The organism is uncultured Agrococcus sp. (genome assembly GCF_945915485.1).
Classification (GTDB): Bacteria; Actinomycetota; Actinomycetes; order Actinomycetales; family Microbacteriaceae; genus Agrococcus.
The window spans coordinates 13,746-30,956 of the sequence record NZ_CAMEFJ010000023.1 but is presented as its reverse complement, the minus strand read 5'-3'; the positions used below and the strand labels follow the sequence as shown (position 1 = coordinate 30,956).

Genomic DNA, 17,211 nt, shown 5'->3' with positions numbered 1-17,211 from the left:
GACCGCAAAACCTACCGAGAACACGAACCGGAAGAACCCGACGACGGACCCCACGACGAATTCGACCTGCTGCCCGAAGAGCCCGGCGAGACGAATCGACCGCCATTCTAACCGCACCGCTCGTAGCCTCTCGGTGCTGCGCAGAAATCACATGCGGACTGTATGGCGGAAGGGGCTTCGGTCAGTTCCCTGACATGGAGCGACAAGCGAAGCCACCGGCATCGATACCGCGCAGCTCGCAGAACTCTCGCACGCTTCCGCGCAGCAGCACGTCCGTGCTCTGCAGTTCGGTTGGAGTCCTCGCCCCCAGCAGGACCAACAGCTGCTCCATTTGTGACAGCCACCGTTCCACGACGGGCACGAGCGCTTCCGCTCCCCCTTCGCTCGCGTGGCGCAGGAACGTACCGGCCACTCCGGCAGCGCGAGCTCCGAGTGCCAACGCCTTCACGACGTCGAGAGGTGAGCGCACCCCACCGGATGCAAGCAGCACCAGCCGTGATTCGGCGGGAGCGTCGAGCAGGCTGACAACCGCCGATTGCCCGAACCCTCGCATGAACGTATAGTCCTGACGTTCACGTCGCGCATTCTCGATGTCGACGAAATCCGTTCCTCCCGCACCGCTGACATCAGCGATCCGGACGCCGAGATCTTGCAGCGTCCTTTGCGTGCGCCCGCTGAGCCCGAATCCGACCTCTTTGACGATGACGGGCACTTCTGCTGCGGCGACGATCTTCTCGATCGCGGTCGGCCAGTGCGAGAAACCCCGGTCGCCCTCCGGCATGACCGTCTCCTGCACGGCATTGAGATGCAGCTGCAGCGCATCCGCCTCAATCAGCTCTACGGCTCGGCGAGCGTCATCCGGTGATTTGTCCGCTCCGAGATTCGCCATGACGAACCCGTCGGGATTCTCCTTCCGCAGGACCCGAAAGCCATCCGCCGTCTCCTGATGCGTCAATGCGATGCTCATGGAACCGGATGCGATCGGCAGGCCGGTCTCCGACGCCGCGATCGCGAGTGCTCGGTTGATGCGTTCCGTGCGCTCGGTCCCTCCTGTCATACCGTTGATGTACAACGGTGCACCCCAGGTAAAGCCGGCGAGATCGGTCTCCAGCGCTACGTCGCAGGCATCGATACCCGCGAGAGCGTGATGCACGAACTCGATTCGATCGAAGTCGTTGGGGCGTCCGCCCTCCCGCTGCTGCTGCTCCGCGAGCGACAGGTGATCGTCCTTGCGCCTCTTGTGCACGGTGGTCGGATCATCGGTCATCCGGTGCTCCTTCCGGCGGGTGCACGGTGAGATCGAGCCTGCGAATGTCGTGGCTCTCCCACTCGGTCAGCAAACTGCGGCGCGACACAGACGCCGGTGCGAGCACGATACCGCAGTCTCCTCCTCCGGCGCCGGAGGGCTTGGCAGCGGCCCCGACGCGCTCGGCGGCCTCACACAGAGCAGCGAGTGCGGGAGTCTCGATTGCGATCGCCCTCGCATCGCCGAGCTGACGCATGAGCTTACGCGCTTCACGGACGCCGTCGAGCGTCTCGTGCGCGTCGTCATCGAGGAGCCCGCGCGACACCATGTCCACCGCGGCTGCGCTCAACTCGAGAAACTTCTCGTAGCCTCCTGAACCCTGGTCGCGCCGATGCCTGACGCCGTCGACGAGACGGCCGGTGGATGCGGGGCTACCCGTCCATCCGACGAGCAGTTCGAGGTCGCTAGGGTGCGGCAGTCGCGTTGTTCGATAGGTGTCCCACCCACCGGACTTGAGTATGTCCGCAACCGAATGCTGCGTGAGGTCACGGAGCAGCTGCTCTCGGTGCGGTGCGCTGTAGCGAATCCAGCCCCCGAACGTGCACGCCGCCAGGTCCCCGCCGGATGCGTTCGGCGAAATGCTGATGGTGGCGAGCAGCGCGAGTTTGAACCGCTGGGTCCTGGTGAGCGAAAGGTTGTAGAACTCGTCGAGAGCCGCAACAACAGCGACCGTGACGGCAGCAGACGACCCGAGCCCGAACTTGCGCCCCTGCGAATCGTCGAGCTCGCTCGAGATGTCGAGATCGAAGTATCGCGCCGGGATGCCCAGCTCGCTACGCAGACGCTCCATGATCTGGATCGCACTCAGCACGTAGTCTGCTGGCCTGTGCTCCAGCACGACACCGACACCGTCGGCCGCGCGGGTCCACTCGAGAGGAGCATTACCGTACTCACCGGAATGGATGCGCCCGAAGTTCGTGCTCTCGGTCAGTTTCGCCGTGAGGTAACGATCGACCGCGACGAGCACTGCGGGCTCCCCGGGCTCGACAACCGCGTACTCCCCGGCGATGAACAGCTTGCCGGGGACTCTCGTCGTGATCACGACGCGACGCCTCTTTCAATAACGGCAGCGCCGAGCCCGGCACCGACGACCCTGGTTTGTCCGAATCCGGCCAGGTGCCGCGCGACACGATCAGCATCATCCGGAGTAGTGAGCACGACGACATTGGGGCCGGCATCTGCCGTCGCGTAGCAGTTACGACCCTCCTGACGCAGCTGCGCGACCGCGTCGAAGACTGCGACGCTCTGCGGTGTCAGGTACCGGATGGGCGGGTCGGCGGACTGAATCAAGGCGTGCATTCGGTTGGCGTGCAGCTCGGTTATGCGGCCGAGTCGTGTGAAGTCGTTGTCTTTGCAGGCCTCGAGGGCGCCCTCCAGCGTCCACTTCGTGGAATCGACCCATGCCGAGTAGTACGGGGAGGTCAGCATGCAGATTCGCATGGCTTCCCGGCTGGAAACCGGCTTCGCTCCTGTGCTGAGCGTAACGATGACCATGCGAACGTCCGGACCGTCGACCGGCTCCGCGAACGATTCTTCGTCGTTTCCCGCGTGCCACACGGCCAGTCCGGGGATGACCGAACGAGACGCCGAGCCCGAACCTCGGCGAGCGAGTCTGCTCAGCGCGCGGGGGTCGAGGTCGAGCCCGTAGGCCGCAGCGGCAGCCGCTGCGAGTGCGGAGAAGCCGGCTGCCGAGGAAGCGAGGCCGGCATCCGTTGGGATTTCGCTGACCGAGTCGACGTGTGCGAACGTGCTCACGCCGGCTGCCTCGCGAACGATATCCAGCAGTGCGCTCACGCGAGCGGTCTGACCTACCGCGCCCGGAATGCCGTTGAGGCTGAACGTGTCTTCTGTCGCACCGCTGTCGAGAGTCACCTCGGTTGTCGTCGGAAAGGCATCGATCGTCAGTGAGAGACTGCCCGCAGCAGGCAGGATCAGCTGTTCGTCCTGTTTGCCCCAGTACTTTACGAGCGCGATATTCGGGTGTGAGCGTGCGACTGCCCGCGTCATGCGGCGGCCTCCATTGTCGAAATCCAGGTTCGTGTTGCGCCCGAAGTGCGCAACACAGCAGCCAGCGCGTCCGCGCCGCCGGTCGGAGCGAGTGCGATGATGCACCCGCCCATCCCGCCACCGGTCAGCTTGGCGCCGACTGCGCCTGCATCCCTGGCTGATTCCACAAGTCTATCGAGCGAATCGCAGCTGACGCCCAAATCCCGCAGCGCTTCCTGTCCTTCGTTCATCGCAGCACCGACGAGATGGACGCTACCCGCTTGGCACGCTTCCGCGGCGGCATGCGTCAGATCGGCGAGTTTCTCGATTCTGCTGTCAACGAACGCCGGCTTGTGATCTCGCCGTTGACGCACTCGCGCCACGGCGGTCGCCGTCGAACTCGGTTCCCCGGTGTCCGCGAGCACGAATGTGAATCCGTCGCCGCCGACCGGCACGGACTGGCTCTGTCCACGGCGATAGAAGATCGGTCCGGACGCCAGGACGGCTGCAGCATCGATGCCGCTGGGTGTTCCGTGGGCGACCGTTTCGGCCTCCTGCACGAGTTCCCAGCGCGTCCATTGGTCCAGCTGAATGCCGGTCGCGGCAACAACCGCGTCTACGACAGCCGCGGCGACGGTTGCGCTCGAACCCAAACCGCGACGCATAGGAATATTGCTGGTGACGGCGAGCGAGGCGCCGCCCGTCGGATAGCCGACCCTTTGCAGCGCGTGATGCAGTGCAATGATGACGGGGGTGAGCCCCGATGGGGCACCTTCGACGGGGCCCCGGTAGAGCTCGGTCTCCAGGATGCCGCGCTCAGCGGGCGCGAGGCGTGCGTTCGCAACGGCGTCCAGAACGGGTATCGCCATGGCGGGCGCTCCGTAGACCGCCGCGTGCTCGCCGATCAGGATCGCCTTGGCGTGTGCGGTGCCCAAACCGGAGCGAAGCGTCCTCTGGGTCGGGATGCTCGCTGTATCTGGTTGGGCTATGTGCATATCGAAGGCTCCCCGGAGTTGCTCGAATCTGGTGCACCGGGCGGGCCCGGCCGGCTTCACCCGTCGAACCTACGGTACCGCCATCATCTTTGCACTGCGGCATGCAGTGCCGAGAACCCCGGAGTGGCGGGTGTCACGGTGCCGGATTGATAACCCTCCCCCACGTCGATTTATTCCCCCAGATGTTCTGCCGCAGCCCTTCCAGCTGCAGTATCTGCGAGTGGTCGACGAACAGGTTCACCTCGTTGCCGTAGTTCTTGACGTACCACTCGAAAACGGGCCCGTCAGCTGCTTCGAACATAACGTTCTCGAGCCCGAGCCCGTTGATGATGGAGGCCGCCGCGCCGGTATCCCAGTCGGTGACGTTCTCGGTGATCCCCTCCGATTCGATCATCACGATCGACGCACCCGCATCGAGCGCTTTCTTTCCGCGATCTATGAGATCGCCGATGTCCTTCTTGCTCTCGGCAGCGAGTTCCGCTTCGCTGGAATCACCTCCCGACCCGATCTGCAGGCCGAGCTCCGGTTTCGCCTTCAGACCGGCCCTGACGACCTTCTCGACGAGGCGGAGCAGACCCGAAGTATTGAGCATGATGAAGCCGGTCGAGATCTCGATGACGTCGAACCCGACTTCCTTCGCTTCCTTCAGATAGTGGTCGACAGCATCGTCGCCGTATCGCAGTACGGTTTCGATCCAGCCTCCCGACGAAACGTAGGCGCCGTGCTCGTGGGCGATGTCGCTGAATGCCCTGACCTGTTCCGTGGGCACGAGCGAAAAGGAACCTCCTGCCCATTTGATGCCGTCGACCCACTGACCAGCGACGTCGAAGACGTCCCGAAGGTGCCGTGTTCCGAAGGTGTCGTAATAGGGGGCCCGGATCTCTGTTACGCCGAACGTGCGGGGCTTCTCAGGGCGATACGCCCTCGGGACGAAGTTGAACGATACGTCGTGTGGAACTGCATTACTCATTGCACTGTCCTTTCTGTGTTGGAGTGAACGTTAGATTCGTGTCCTTCGCACTCGTGAGAGCGCATCCGTGAGCCTTGCGACGTCGAGGTACTCGAGTCGCTGTACGACTCCTGCGATCTCGTCGCGAAGCTCAGCGTCGGCGAATTGCGACGTAAGCGCGTCGAACTTGGCCCGCGCCCCTTCCCAGCTCAGCGGGTTCGTGTGGAAGCCCTCGTAGCTGCTGCGTTCGGCCTGCAGTCGCGTGCCGTTTCGGAGTTCGACTTCGAGGTCGGCAGGCATCTCCTCCGGGAATCGGGCTGAGAAGTCGTCATCCGGTGCGATCTCGACCTTGTGCATCAGTTGCTGCACGTCGTCCGCGACGATGCGCTGCGCTTCGTACTGCGCCGGATTGAGCTCGCCGTCCAGGAGCACGACGGCGAGCATCCAAGGGAGCGAGTGGTCGGCCTCTTCCTTGGACCGAATAATGCGCTTATCGCCTTCCTCGCCACCGCCGATGATCGAATACGCGACGTCGAAGGTTCGCAAACGCACCCTCTCGATCTGTTCGGGGTCGAAGCCCCGCTGCGAACGGATGTCCTGGGCCGCGTCCAGCGCCGATTGCGAATGTATTTCCGCGTTGTGCTTCTTGATGATCGAAGTCCGGACTCGCTCGAGGTCCTCAGCGCTCCAGTCGATCTCGAACTGTCCGGCAACGGAGTCTTTGAAGCCCTTGTTGCCTTCGAAGACTTCCTCCGGCCCCGTGATGCCGCGCGAGGCGAGGAGCGCAGCGAATGTGCCCTCCTTGGCCACGTGCGGGTAGGCGAGCCCCTTCCAATGCGACAGGTTGCCCGTCCGAGTCACGCGCAGCGCGACGTTTGCTGTTCCCGCGATGGCGACCGCCGCTGCGATCTGTTCTTCTGTCAAGCGCATGGCTTTCGCAGCGGCTGCCGCGGCAGCGAATGCCCCCTGTGTCGTGTGGTCGAATCCTCTCGCCCGCACAGGCGCGACATCCGAGAGGCGCGCGTGCACCTGATACGCCACCGCGAAGGCGGTGAGCAACTCTGCGCCGCTCGCATTCGCCGATTCCGCGGCTGCGAGCACGGCGCCGAAGTTGTCCGACGGGTGATTCGTTTCACCCTTCGCAAGATACGAATCCATGAAATCGAGATATCGACTCAGTCCGCTGTTGAAGAACGCAGCTCGCTCCGGGCTGGTCTTGCCTCCGCCTATGAGCGTCGCGGCGGGGGTTCCTCCGAGGTCTTCCGTGAGTTCACGGATCGCGATCATAGGCTGCGCTTCCAGGGCTCCTATCGCGACACCGATCGTATCGAGCACCCTGATTTTCAGTTGATGCAGAGCTTCCGGGCTGATCTGCTCGAACTTCGCATTCGCTACGAAGCGAGCCAGGTCCTGTACTTCGGTCATATCGAAAACACCACCCCAGTTAGGTTTACCTTACTAGAGTCTCCTCCGAGAGTATCTTGATGTCAAGATATATTTCGCCAGGCCCATCCGATTACGCCGCGGGCGTAGCATGGACACATGCCGCGCCCCTCCCCGCACCCGCACGAGGTGCGCGCGTGGATCATCTGGATTGTCGGTGTGGCGGCATACGTGCTCGCGGTCATGAACCGCACCTCCCTCGCCGCCGTCGGCGTCGACGCAGCCGATCGATTCTCTGCAGACGCGGCAACGCTCTCGATGTTCGCGGTCGTACAGCTCGCCGTCTACGGCGGCATGCAGATTCCCGTGGGCATGGTGCTCGACCGCTGGGGAGCCCGACCGATCATCACGATCGGAATGCTCCTGATGGCCGCGGGGCAATTGGCCATGGCGTTCTCGCCCAGCGTCGGAGTCGCAATCTTCGCCCGGGTACTGATAGGAGCGGGAGACGCCGCGGTGTTTCCGAGCGTCCTGCGTCTGGTTGCAACGTGGTTCCCTGCCCAGCGCGGTCCGATCATGGTGCAGATGACCGGCATCGTCGGCCAGACCGGGCAGCTGCTCTCCCTCATGCCGCTCGCCGCACTCTTGCACGCGACGACATGGAGTATCGCGTTCGGCAGCGTCGCGGGGCTCGCCGTACTCTTCACGATCCTCGTGTTCCTCATCATCAGGAACCACCCACCGGAGCGAACCGCGGATATCTCGGTCAACACCGACACCGGCGCCATCAAGGTGGTGACATCCTCGATCGACACGGGAGTCGGCATTCGTGCCGCATGGGCGCATCCGGGAACGAGATTGGCATTCTGGTCGCACTTCACAACCCCGTTCGCGGGCACGGCCTTCGTGCTGCTCTGGGGGTTCCCGTTCTTGACCGCGGGCGAAGGGCTATCCGTTGCACAGGCAGCCGCGGTCACCTCCACCTACGTGTTCGTCGGCATGGCCATGGGGCCCGTTATGGGCGAGTTGTCGAGACGCAACCCGAACAGAAGATCACGGGCACTCGTGCTGCCTGCCGTCTTCGTGCAGATGGCTGCGTGGCTCGCCGTCATCGCCTGGCCCGGCACCGCGCCGCTCTGGTTGCTCTATCTGCTGGCGGTCGCAATGGGCACCGGCGGCCCGGCGTCGATGGTCGCCTTCGACCACGCCAGGACGCACAACCCCGCCCACAGGCTCAGCACGGCGACGGGAGTAACCAATGTCGGCGGTTTCCTCGCAGCGCTCATCGCGGTGTTCCTCATCGGCCTGGCTCTCGATCTGCAGGGCGCGGGAACACCGGAGACCTACACGCTCGATGCCTTCAGAATCGCGTTCCTGATGCAGATGCCGATCTGGCTGCTCGGTATCGTCTTCATCGTGATCGAGCGGCGCAGAACGCGCGTGCACATAGGGCTCGACGAGCCGCGACGTCGCCGTCCCCGGCAGTAACGCCCCGGCTCATCGTCATCAAGAGAAGGTGATCGACAGTCGGTCCTGACCGATGGCCGCCAGGAAATCACGGGCATCGAACGCTTCACCGGGAGCCGCGACTCCGCGGATGTTCGCTCTACCGTCCAGCAGTCGCTCAGCGGCTTCGACGGCAAGCGGCGCGGTGACGGCATAGATGTCTTGCCCCGTCGCCGTAATCCTTCGCGCCGACGAGCCGGAAGTCGCGACGACGTCGACAACAAACCGTTGCGAAGAACGACCGAGCGCATCGACCGCTTCTGGCTCGGGTGTACGGGGGTCGCGTACGTCATCGAGAGCGGAACGCGCGAGGTAGGTGCGGACCGAAGCCGCGGGAAGATGCCGCGCGATCGTGATGATCTCCGAGAACGGGACGCCGATGACACGTTGCCTGCCGAGCGGCGACGGAAATCTCCAGCTGCGCTCTTGCGCGACCTCCGGCACTGGGGACAGCGATCCGTCCTCCACTATCGTCCGAGTCGCCGTGTTCCGCTGCCCGGTCCTCCGCGTCCCCTCCGTCGGCCACCAGCGGTCGATGCCGATGAAGATCTGAACGGTATCCGCGGATTCGAAGCCCTCGACGGCCACAGTGGCCATCAAATCCGAGAGCCCGCCGTAGAACGCCATGGCCGGGATGATCGCCGTCGCTGCTGCGCCTTCGTGCGCCGCATAGATCTGCTGTACTGCCGCCTGTTCGGCGCTCACGTCCAGATAGTGCGCCCCGGAGGCGAGCGCTGCTGACGAGAGCGGAACACCGGTATCGAGGAATGGCCCAGCGCAGTTGATCACGACCGAGGCGCGTTCGGCAGCGCTCAGCAGCGCAGCCTCATCGTCGACCCCAGCGACTGCGATCCGAGCCGCCGGATACCTCTCCTTCAGCTCCTCCAGACGGCCAAGATCGCGCCCAGCGAGAATCGGTTGCAGCCCTCGCCTGAACACCTCGTCCACAACGAACCTGCCGGTGTGCCCGTAAGCACCGAAAACCAGAATGCGCCGTTCCATGCTTCAACTCCAGCAGCACGAACCAGCTCCCGCGAGTGTCCGATCTGACTCACTCCGTACACTTTCAGACATGACTACGCTCGCGCTCGTGCTGCATGAGGACTCGATGCTCTATGAAACGGCCATCGCAGCTGAGGTTCTCGCCGTTGACCGCTCGGACTTGCTTCCTCGAGAGCCCTGGTACGAGGTCTTCGTCTGCACGCCAGACGGAGGTCCGTCACCGTGGCTGCCCCATGTCGAATCCCGCCGTTACGCCGCGATGTCGGACGCCGATACGATCATCGTCACGTCGACGTCCGATCCCCTCCGGCCGCCCGACGCCGATCTTGTCGCCGCGCTCACAGCGGCGCACGACGACGGAGCGCGAGTCGCGGCCCTCTGCACAGGGGCGTTCATCCTCGCCGCCGCCGGCATCCTCGACGGACGCTCGGCAACGACGCACTGGATGCACACGGGGCACCTGGCAGCGCAGTACCCCGAAGTTCGCGTGCTCCCCGACGTGCTCTACGTAGACGAAGGGGACGTGCTCACCTCGGCCGGCAAGACCGCAGCGCTCGACCTCTGCCTGCAACTGCTGCATCGGGACTTCGGCGCGAACACGGCGAACGGCATCGCGCGTCGCCTCGTCATGCCTGCGCGCAGGCAGGGAGGCCAGGGACAGTTCATCGCTCCTCCCCCTTCTCCCGCCGCGGGTGCGCACCTCGAGCAAGCCCTTGACTGGGCGCGCGCGAACCTGGATGCGTCGATATCGGTGCAGCGGATCGCGCAGCAGGCGGCACTGAGCCCGAGACAGCTCGCGCGCCGCATGAGTGCGGAAGTCGGGATGCGACCGCTCGAGTGGCTGCAACGCGAACGACTCTCTCGCGCGCAAGAACTGCTCGAGAGCACCGACCTCTCCATCGATCGCATCGCCGCGCTGTGCGGGATGGGTAGCGCGGCCAGCTTGCGCAGGCATTTCTCCCGCGTGCTCGGGGTGACGCCGACGTCCTACAGGGGCGCGTTCCGCTCGTAGCGTTCGGTCGCTGAATCCGATGTCTGTCGGCGCGGCAACTGCGCTGCCCGAGTACCGCAACTTCTCTACACTGGAGGCATGCAGCGGCCCGGCACCGACAACATCTCTCGCGCATGAGGAGGCTCGGTCGAGCGTTCCTGCGCCTGTTCGCCGCACCACGACTGAACGTGCAGCAGGACTACAAGAAGGTCCGGCGCATGCAGCGCCAGCTGGCGGCACTACCGGCACCGAAATACAAGGCGCTCGATCGAAAGATCATGTCGGCTGACGGCACGCACCAGATCCCGGTGCGAGTATTCCAGCCGAAGGAGCAGCGACGAGATGAGGTCCTGCTGTTCTTCCACGGCGGCGGTTGGGTAACGGGCGATATAGAAAGCTACACTCCCGCCTGCGCCACGATGGCCGAACTGACCGGCTGTGTTGTCGCATCCGTCGATTACCGCCTGGCACCCGAGCATCCCTTTCCGGCCGGGCTCGACGACTGCTATCGTGCCGCCGACCTGCTGTTGCGCAACTCGCACCGGCTCGGCATCGACGACCCCGAGAACATCGTCCTGGTCGGTGACTCCGCGGGCGGTAATCTTGCGGCCGTCGTTTCGCTGCTGTTGCGAGAATACGGTCACGCCGTGCCGAGCCGACAGATTCTGCTGTACCCCGTCACGCACTGGGATCACAAGCCCGAGACGTCGCCGTTCGCGTCAGTGCGCAACCACGGTGACGACTACCGGCTCACCAATATCGAGGTGCAAGACTACTTCGACATGTACGTGCCGGATCTCGCCGTGCGGAAGGGCTGGCGGGTCGCCCCGCTCATGACCGATGATCTCTCGAATCAGCCGGCAACCCTCATGATCACGGCGGAACTGGATCTGCTGCGAGATGAAGGCGAGGCGTACGCGGAGGCACTGGAAACGGCCGGCAATGCCGTGCAGGTTCACCGCGTCGGCGGAGCACTGCACGGTTTCATTCAGCTACCGCGGTTCTCCCGGTCGCTGCGCGAGGCCTACGAGGTCATCAACGCGTTTCTCGACCGGGGCCCGGTCGCGGAACAGACCGGGGAGGATGTGTGACGAGGCGCGCGTGGGTGCGGCTCGACAACGCATCCAATATCTTCCTCGCGGCGCGAAGCGACGCTGACTCCAAAGTCTTCCGCATGAGCGCCGAGTTGGATCACGACGTCGCTGCGGAGCTGTTGCAGGAAGCCCTCGATGAGGTCTACGACCGCTACCCTCTGTACCACGCGGTGCTGCGCAGAGGCGTCTTCTGGCATTATCTGCAGGACAGCGATCTTCGCCCCACCGTAACGCCCGACCAGCAGCACACCTGCGCACCCATTTACCTTCCCGATCGACGCAACCTGCTGTTCCGCGTTGTGTACTACCGTCGTCGCGTCGTGCTGGAGGTGTTCCACGCGCTCTCGGACGGCACGGGTGCGCTCTGGTTCCTGTCCGACCTGCTGAACGCGTATACGAGGAGGAGCAGCCCGTCGGCCGACGCACCCGCTGACACGCACAACGGTCGTTCGACGGCGCGCCCGCACGGCACCATCGAACCGCGCAGTGATGCCGCTGCGCCAAGGCACGCGCTCACGGCGGACAGCTTCGCGCAGTATTTTCGCGGAAAAGCCGAAGATGTCAAATCGCAAGCCGCCAAGTTCAGCGACGCTGCAGCGCCCCCTGTTCTCGAAGTCGAAGACGACATCGGTACCGATCGGCCGTTGCGGCGCCGATCCTGGCTGCGCCCGTCCTTCATGAACGTATTCCATCCCAGGGGTACGCGAACATCCGATAACAGAACGCGAGCGGTGGAACTCACGGTGCCCACCAAAGAGCTCTTGGGCCTCGCAAAGGCTCTCGAAGTCTCCCCGACCATGTATCTGACAGCCCTGTTCTTCGAATCGATACGACGTTCGTCAGGAGGACTCGGCAAGAAACGAACGCTGAGTGCATCGATACCCGTCAACCTTCGACAGTTCTTCCCCTCCACCTCCTCGCGAAATTTCTTCGCAACCGTGACGGTTCGTCACAGTTACGGAGAGGGGCGAGACGACATCGACGCCGTCGCGAAGGGGCTCGACGAACAGTTCCGGCCGAAAGCAACGCCGGAAGCGCTCGAGCGCAAACTGCGTAAACTCATCCGCGCCGAACGCACGCTAGTGCTTCGCGTCCTCCCGAGACCGGTCAAGGACGTGCTGCTCCGCCTCATCAACTGGGGGAACAATCGCGGCATCAGCGTCGCCGTCTCGAACTTGGGAAGGGTGACGCTTCCCGAACCCGCTGCTTCACACGTGGGGAGGATGCTCTTCCACGTTGCGGCTGTACGGCCCCAGTTCTGCGCGGTTTCGCACGGTGAGAATCTCACGATCAGCTTCACATCGCCGTTTATCGAGATCGATCACGTCAAAGAGTTCGCCAGGATGCTGACGCAGCAGAACATGCACGTCACGGTCGCGGCTGCTCGGGTCACGGAGGAAGAACTTGCGGAGCAGGACCTGTGATGCACTGCCCGGAATGCTCGGTCGAAGTGGAAGGATCCTGGCGCTCCTGTCCGCTCTGCAACGCTGCTCTCGGAGGAGTCGCGTCGCAGGACCCCTTTCCAGCGATTGAATTGAAATTCTCTCGCCGCCGCATCGTGACGGTGCTGTTCCTGACATCCCTAGCGGTCATCCTGCTGTCGTTCGCTGCGCAGTTGCTCTTCAGCAGGGCGATCGACGACATTGGACCGTTCAGATATGCATGGCTGGGCGTGACAGCCATGTGGCTCGTCGTGCTCATGGCAGTGCGCAAACGCAGCAACCTCGCGAAGGGCACCGTCTACACGGTCGTGCTGATCGGTCTCGTCTGCACGTACTGGGACTATCTGACCGGTTGGCACGGCTGGGCGCTCAGCTACGTCGTACCGATCGTATGCGCGTGCTCGATCGTCGCACTGCTCATCACGGTTCGCGTCATGCGCATCGAGGTCGGCGAATACATCGTGTATTCGGGATTGACGGTTGTTCTGGGGCTCGCTCCCCTCGCTTTTCTTTTTCTCGGCTGGGTGACGAACCCGGCGCCTTCCAGCATCTGCGGCGCGCTGAGCCTGCTCGCGCTCGGCCTCCTGCAATTGTCCCGCGGCGCCGAGGTGAAGCACGAACTATCGAAGCGGTTGCATCTGTAGCGGGGCTACGCAACCGGCGACGGCGTCTTCGGCGGACGGCGAGAACTTGCGCGAAGCGTTCCGGGAATCAGCGCCAGGCAAGCTGCGATCGGCAGAACGAGCAAAACGTACATTCCGGCATAGTCATCGATGATCCCCATTGAACCACCCGCGATCAGCAAAGCGCTGGCGACCGGCGGAGCGATGATACCGCCGAGCGAGTTCGCAACACCCAATACACCCAGCCCCAGCGCCGAGCGATCGGGCGGCAGCGCCGCATGCGCCAGCGAACGGGTCGCTGTCATTCCTACACCGATGGCCATACCGGCCATCCCTGTCGCCAGTACAAACACTGCCACGCTGTCGGCGAGCCCGCGGAGCAGCATCGCAGCTACTAGCACGAGCAGAGCAGCAGAGAGCAGCACCCGGGCATCCAGTAGTCGGATGCGCGTGGCTGCGACGGTCAGGGAGCTGAGGACGATGCCGACCGCCCCCAGCAGCGTCGATGCCGATACCAGTCGCACCGCCTCAGCCTCTGAGAGATCCCACCTTGACATGAACAGGTAGAGCGCGAAGATCAGTCCAGCCGTCAGCTCCATCGAAATCATCATCCGCAGCAGCAATACCGACAAGAACCGCCGGGTAATCACTTCGCGCACACCCGATCCTGGCAGCTTGCTCGAGGAAGAAGCCGTAATCGGCGATTCTTGGATTCTGCGCGCTACCACGAGCACGACAACCGTGGTGGCGGCCGGGACCACGAGTGAGACCAGCACTACCTGGCTCGGGAACAGCGCAGCGACCGCCAGCCCGGGAAGCGTCCCGATGAATGCTGCCGCCGAGAAGAGCCCGGACGCACGAGTCCGCTCTCGCGCATCGAGTCCTTCCGATACGAGCCCGTTAATCGCTGCGAAGCAGGCGTTGTAGGCGATCTGCGTCAAACCCCATACGGCAGCGAGCATCAACGGAGTGGTCGTGAACGGCAGAACAGTACTCAGCGCCATGCCGATCACCGCGCCACTAACGAGCCATTTCCTCCTGGCACGCGTGCGATCCGATATCCAGCCGAACAGCGTGCTCGCGGCCATCGCTGCCACTCCTCCGACGGTGATCGCCATCGCAAGTGTGGCGGGTGCGTCCGCGGGGGTCGTCATTCCGTTGATCATTACCGACAGACCGACCACGGCGGGGGCGGTCAGGGCACCCAGCACGGCGCACTGGAGCAGCGCCAACAGGATCACTCGGCGCATGCTCTAGTCCACGACTTCTTTCTCGTCGTTCGAAGCGCCGATCAGCCCCAATGCGATGGCGCGGGCCAGCGCCGCCTCGCGGCTACTGACACCCAGCTTCTGGTAGATGCTGCGCAGCTGCTTCTTAACGGTGTTGACCGAGGTGAACAGCTGCTCGGCGACAGCTGCCCTGTTCTCCGATGTCACCAGGGCGTGCAGTACGTCCCTTTCGCGCGGCGTCAGCGCCGGAGCGCGTTCCAACAGCTCATCCGGCACGAGCGCAGGAATCTGGGCGAGCGTCTGTCGCAGTTGTCCGGCGGTCCCTCTCTGCTCGGCGTCATCCAGGGCGACGAGCAGCTGCTCGCGCGCGGCACTTGATAGCAGCATGAGCGGCCACCGAAGCTCGAAATCTTCCATGATCTCCGTCAGCACTGCTCCGAAGTGAGCTAGGTCGAGACTCTCGACGCCGTACCTGGACACGGAGATTCCGGCCACCGCAACCAGCATTCTTCGCAGAGGGGAAGTCGCGGAGAGCTCGGCCCTCACGAGAAGAGATACGGCCCGTTCGCCCTTGCCCTCCTGCGCCGCCTCGATCGCGGCGAATGCGGGAGCAAGCTCTTGCACTGCGTACTTGCGGTCGCCCTTGCGCATACGCGCTCCTGTGGCCATACCCATCAAAGCGCGGGCGGCCTGCACGCGCTTCCGCACCCAGGGAAGGGTACGCGAAGTCGTGCGCTCGTCGACGATGCGCTCGAAACGCATCATCGCTTCGCGTCCACGACCGAGCGCGGTGTCGGCGAGCGTGAGTGGTGTGAGGATCATCTCCCAGTGCTCGATCGTGTCAAGGTGGGGTTCTACGCCGGCTAGCTCGCTCCTGGCCAACTCGGCTTGCCCCTCGGATAGATGCAGCCATGCCCTGGCGATTTTCTCCGGAGTCACGAAGTAGCTGTCGCGCCAGACGTCCGGATAGTCCTCCTGTCGAATGTCACGGAGAGCCTCGGCGGCACCGTGAAAACGTCCCTGCAACACGTCGATGAGGGCAATGTTCCCGAGCGCTAGGTTTCTCACGTGGGGTCGGCCGGCCCTCTCCGCAACACGCAGGTACGCGAGTCGAGCATCGAGAGCCCGGTCGTAGTCGAATGCATACATCAGGCTCATGCCGCATTGGTTGAGCGCCTCAATCGTCAGCCCCTGCAAACCGTCCCGGCTACTGACCGGATCGTAGTGCTCCAGGACTTCCAGCGAGCTCTCCGCCGCGTCTCGCATCCGCCGCTCTTGCCCCAGCATCCGCCAGACGGCGCACTCCAAGCTGAGCTGGATCGCGCGTTCGATAGGGGGTGTCGAAGTCGACCGCAGCTTTCCCATCAGCGCAGCGGAAGCGAAATACTCCGCAGCCTTGCGTTGTGTCTTCGCTGTCTTGTTGAGCGCCAGGGCGTAGCGAAGCGCGAGCATAGGATGCCGGTGCAACTGCACGGCCGGTACCTGAGAGAGCAGCTCCGAAACCCTCCTGTTGTCCTCCTGCGGGAGCGGCAGGGCTCTCATCAGGACGAACGTCGCATATTCGTAGTCGCCGGTCGCGATCGCAACTTCGAAGGCGGCGAGCGCATCTTCCCGTACCTCCCAAAGCCACCGAGCTATCGACCTTTGCGCAGACGGGAGTCGCTCCGGATGCTGTTCCGAGTACTCCGCAGCTGCAGCCTTCCGTAAATGGTCGCTGTACGTGAACGCCTGCGTGCCGTTCGGCATGGTCGACCACTGGCCCGCTCCTGCGCGCTCCAGCTGCTGCAACTTGTCCGCGGCGTCTGAACGACCCGATAGTTTTTCAGCCAGTGCGACGTCGACGGCGGGGGCGAGCGCCGTGGCGCCCAGGAACGTACGTGTCGAGGTATCTTTCACAAGGCCGAGCAGATTTCGCCGTACCGCTTCTTGCATCGTCGGTACCAGGTCGATTTCATCCACCGCACGCCCGGCGACAGCGTCCAGTGTCGACCTCAAGGTCGTAACGTGCCGGAACTCGGGATGCTGCAACAGTTCGCTTCGCAAACGCTCGGGAAGATGCGGCATCGCCTGTTTCGCAATCGTGAGCACCTCGTGCTCCCGCAGTTCCAGCTCCCCATCGCCGAGCATCGTGCGGTCGAGCCGTGATCCGATCCAGGGTGCTTCGAGCCGCGTGGGGAATCTTCCGCTCACCACGGCTCGGACCTGCGTGAACTCCTGCAGTATCGCAACCAGGTCTTCGCTCACCTCGTCCCAGAACCCCGCCCCGGCCGTGTCGCCGAAGTTGTCGAATAGCAGCACCAAGGGTCCCGGCATCCCCGCCGCGATCCGGCGCAACGCACCCGGAATCGCATCGGGTCCATCCGCTATCGAAGTCATCTCTCGGTAGAGCGTTGCATCGTCGAGTGCGCTGGAAGCGTGCAGTTGTGCGAGCACACGCATCCACGCGCCGCTTCTGGATTGAATGCTGTCGTAGAAGTTCACCCAAACGAAGCGTGCTTCGGTCAACTGCTTCGACCGAAGATTCGACCAATGGGTCAACAACGTGGTCTTGCCGCTGCCCCCCGCTGCGCGCACGATCGTCAGTGGAGCGTCAGCATCGAGTGCTGTGAAGAGCTCGGTGCGCTTTACCGTTGCGGGGGCGAGCCGAGGTGAACCGAGCACCTGCGGTTCTGCAGAAACGGGCATGCCGTCGCGTACCTCCCTCT

Annotated in this window: 14 protein-coding genes; 5 read left to right on the top strand and 9 right to left on the bottom strand. The window is 63.8% G+C overall.

The window, feature by feature from the left end:
• Window positions 1–181: 181 nt before the first annotated feature.
• The 6 genes from fni to Q0O95_RS05975 form a co-directional block, all read right to left on the bottom strand.
• The gene (gene fni / locus Q0O95_RS06000; protein WP_293696375.1) at window positions 182–1,267 is read right to left on the bottom strand and encodes a type 2 isopentenyl-diphosphate Delta-isomerase; all 1,086 of its coding nucleotides are present in this window, start codon (window positions 1,265–1,267) and stop codon (window positions 182–184) included.
• Window positions 1,257–2,348 carry a phosphomevalonate kinase gene (locus tag Q0O95_RS05995; protein WP_293696373.1) on the bottom strand — a complete coding sequence of 364 codons (1,092 nt, stop codon included), beginning with the start codon at window positions 2,346–2,348 and terminating at the stop codon, window positions 1,257–1,259. The genes fni and Q0O95_RS05995 overlap by 11 nt, the downstream gene beginning before the upstream one ends.
• On the bottom strand, window positions 2,345–3,313 hold the full coding sequence (mvaD, locus tag Q0O95_RS05990; protein ID WP_293696372.1) for a diphosphomevalonate decarboxylase: 969 nt from the start codon (window positions 3,311–3,313) through the stop codon (window positions 2,345–2,347). The genes Q0O95_RS05995 and mvaD overlap by 4 nt, the downstream gene beginning before the upstream one ends.
• Window positions 3,310–4,227 carry a mevalonate kinase gene (gene mvk / locus Q0O95_RS05985; RefSeq protein WP_293696370.1) on the bottom strand — a complete coding sequence of 306 codons (918 nt, stop codon included), beginning with the start codon at window positions 4,225–4,227 and terminating at the stop codon, window positions 3,310–3,312. Before mvk ends, mvaD begins: the two co-directional genes overlap by 4 nt.
• A gap of 193 nt (window positions 4,228–4,420) precedes the next feature.
• Window positions 4,421–5,257 (bottom strand): phosphosulfolactate synthase, encoded by an 837-nt coding sequence (locus tag Q0O95_RS05980; RefSeq protein ID WP_293696368.1) that lies wholly within the window; start codon window positions 5,255–5,257, stop codon window positions 4,421–4,423.
• Between the two features lie 30 nt (window positions 5,258–5,287).
• Window positions 5,288–6,661, bottom strand: coding sequence for an MmgE/PrpD family protein (locus Q0O95_RS05975; protein ID WP_293696367.1), 1,374 nt, complete (start codon window positions 6,659–6,661; stop codon window positions 5,288–5,290).
• A gap of 117 nt (window positions 6,662–6,778) precedes the next feature.
• Here Q0O95_RS05975 and Q0O95_RS05970 point away from each other — a divergent pair, with 117 nt between their 5' ends.
• A complete protein-coding gene (locus tag Q0O95_RS05970; RefSeq protein WP_293696365.1) occupies window positions 6,779–8,107 on the top strand; it encodes a nitrate/nitrite transporter in 1,329 nt (442 codons plus the stop codon).
• An 18-nt stretch (window positions 8,108–8,125) separates the two neighbouring features.
• Here the strand turns inward: Q0O95_RS05970 and Q0O95_RS05965 are convergent, their stop codons facing one another.
• A complete protein-coding gene (locus Q0O95_RS05965) occupies window positions 8,126–9,127 on the bottom strand; it encodes a saccharopine dehydrogenase NADP-binding domain-containing protein (protein ID WP_293696363.1) in 1,002 nt (333 codons plus the stop codon).
• Between the two features lie 70 nt (window positions 9,128–9,197).
• On the opposite strand from Q0O95_RS05965, the gene Q0O95_RS05960 reads away from it, so the two are divergent.
• The 4 genes from Q0O95_RS05960 (at window position 9,198) to Q0O95_RS05945 (ending at window position 13,298) form a co-directional block, all read left to right on the top strand.
• Complete coding sequence (locus Q0O95_RS05960; RefSeq protein ID WP_293696361.1) at window positions 9,198–10,139, top strand: helix-turn-helix domain-containing protein; 942 nt, start codon at window positions 9,198–9,200, stop codon at window positions 10,137–10,139.
• Window positions 10,140–10,252: 113 nt separating this feature from the next.
• On the top strand, window positions 10,253–11,209 hold the full coding sequence (locus Q0O95_RS05955; RefSeq protein ID WP_293696359.1) for an alpha/beta hydrolase: 957 nt from the start codon (window positions 10,253–10,255) through the stop codon (window positions 11,207–11,209).
• Window positions 11,206–12,636 (top strand): alcohol acetyltransferase, encoded by a 1,431-nt coding sequence (locus Q0O95_RS05950; protein ID WP_293696357.1) that lies wholly within the window; start codon window positions 11,206–11,208, stop codon window positions 12,634–12,636. The genes Q0O95_RS05955 and Q0O95_RS05950 overlap by 4 nt, the downstream gene beginning before the upstream one ends.
• Window positions 12,636–13,298, top strand: a complete 663-nt coding sequence (locus tag Q0O95_RS05945) for a DUF6320 domain-containing protein (protein WP_366516452.1) — start codon at window positions 12,636–12,638, stop codon at window positions 13,296–13,298. The genes Q0O95_RS05950 and Q0O95_RS05945 overlap by 1 nt, the downstream gene beginning before the upstream one ends.
• Before the next feature lie 5 nt (window positions 13,299–13,303).
• Here the strand turns inward: Q0O95_RS05945 and Q0O95_RS05940 are convergent, their stop codons facing one another.
• Window positions 13,304–14,527 (bottom strand): MFS transporter, encoded by a 1,224-nt coding sequence (locus Q0O95_RS05940; RefSeq protein ID WP_293696355.1) that lies wholly within the window; start codon window positions 14,525–14,527, stop codon window positions 13,304–13,306.
• Window positions 14,528–14,530: 3 nt separating this feature from the next.
• Entirely contained in the window at window positions 14,531–17,191 is a 2,661-nt protein-coding gene (locus tag Q0O95_RS05935; protein WP_293696354.1) for a LuxR C-terminal-related transcriptional regulator, read from the bottom strand.
• Between the last annotated feature and the right edge of the window lie 20 nt (window positions 17,192–17,211).

Bases quoted from the DNA above. Each gene is read 5' to 3' on its own strand.
- Q0O95_RS05935 (WP_293696354.1), bottom strand. From the start codon at position 17,191: ATGCCCGTTTCTGCAGAACCGCAGGTGCTCGGTTCACCTCGGCTCGCC.
- mvaD (WP_293696372.1), bottom strand. From the start codon at position 3,313: ATGACGCGGGCAGTCGCACGCTCACACCCGAATATCGCGCTCGTAAAG.
- Q0O95_RS05940 (WP_293696355.1), bottom strand. From the start codon at position 14,527: ATGCGCCGAGTGATCCTGTTGGCGCTGCTCCAGTGCGCCGTGCTGGGT.
- Q0O95_RS05965 (WP_293696363.1), bottom strand. From the start codon at position 9,127: ATGGAACGGCGCATTCTGGTTTTCGGTGCTTACGGGCACACCGGCAGG.
- Q0O95_RS05945 (WP_366516452.1), top strand. From the start codon at position 12,636: ATGCACTGCCCGGAATGCTCGGTCGAAGTGGAAGGATCCTGGCGCTCC.
- Q0O95_RS05970 (WP_293696365.1), top strand. From the start codon at position 6,779: ATGCCGCGCCCCTCCCCGCACCCGCACGAGGTGCGCGCGTGGATCATC.
- Q0O95_RS05960 (WP_293696361.1), top strand. From the start codon at position 9,198: ATGACTACGCTCGCGCTCGTGCTGCATGAGGACTCGATGCTCTATGAA.
- Q0O95_RS05975 (WP_293696367.1), bottom strand. From the start codon at position 6,661: ATGACCGAAGTACAGGACCTGGCTCGCTTCGTAGCGAATGCGAAGTTC.
- Q0O95_RS05980 (WP_293696368.1), bottom strand. From the start codon at position 5,257: ATGAGTAATGCAGTTCCACACGACGTATCGTTCAACTTCGTCCCGAGG.
- fni (WP_293696375.1), bottom strand. From the start codon at position 1,267: ATGACCGATGATCCGACCACCGTGCACAAGAGGCGCAAGGACGATCAC.
- Q0O95_RS05955 (WP_293696359.1), top strand. From the start codon at position 10,253: ATGAGGAGGCTCGGTCGAGCGTTCCTGCGCCTGTTCGCCGCACCACGA.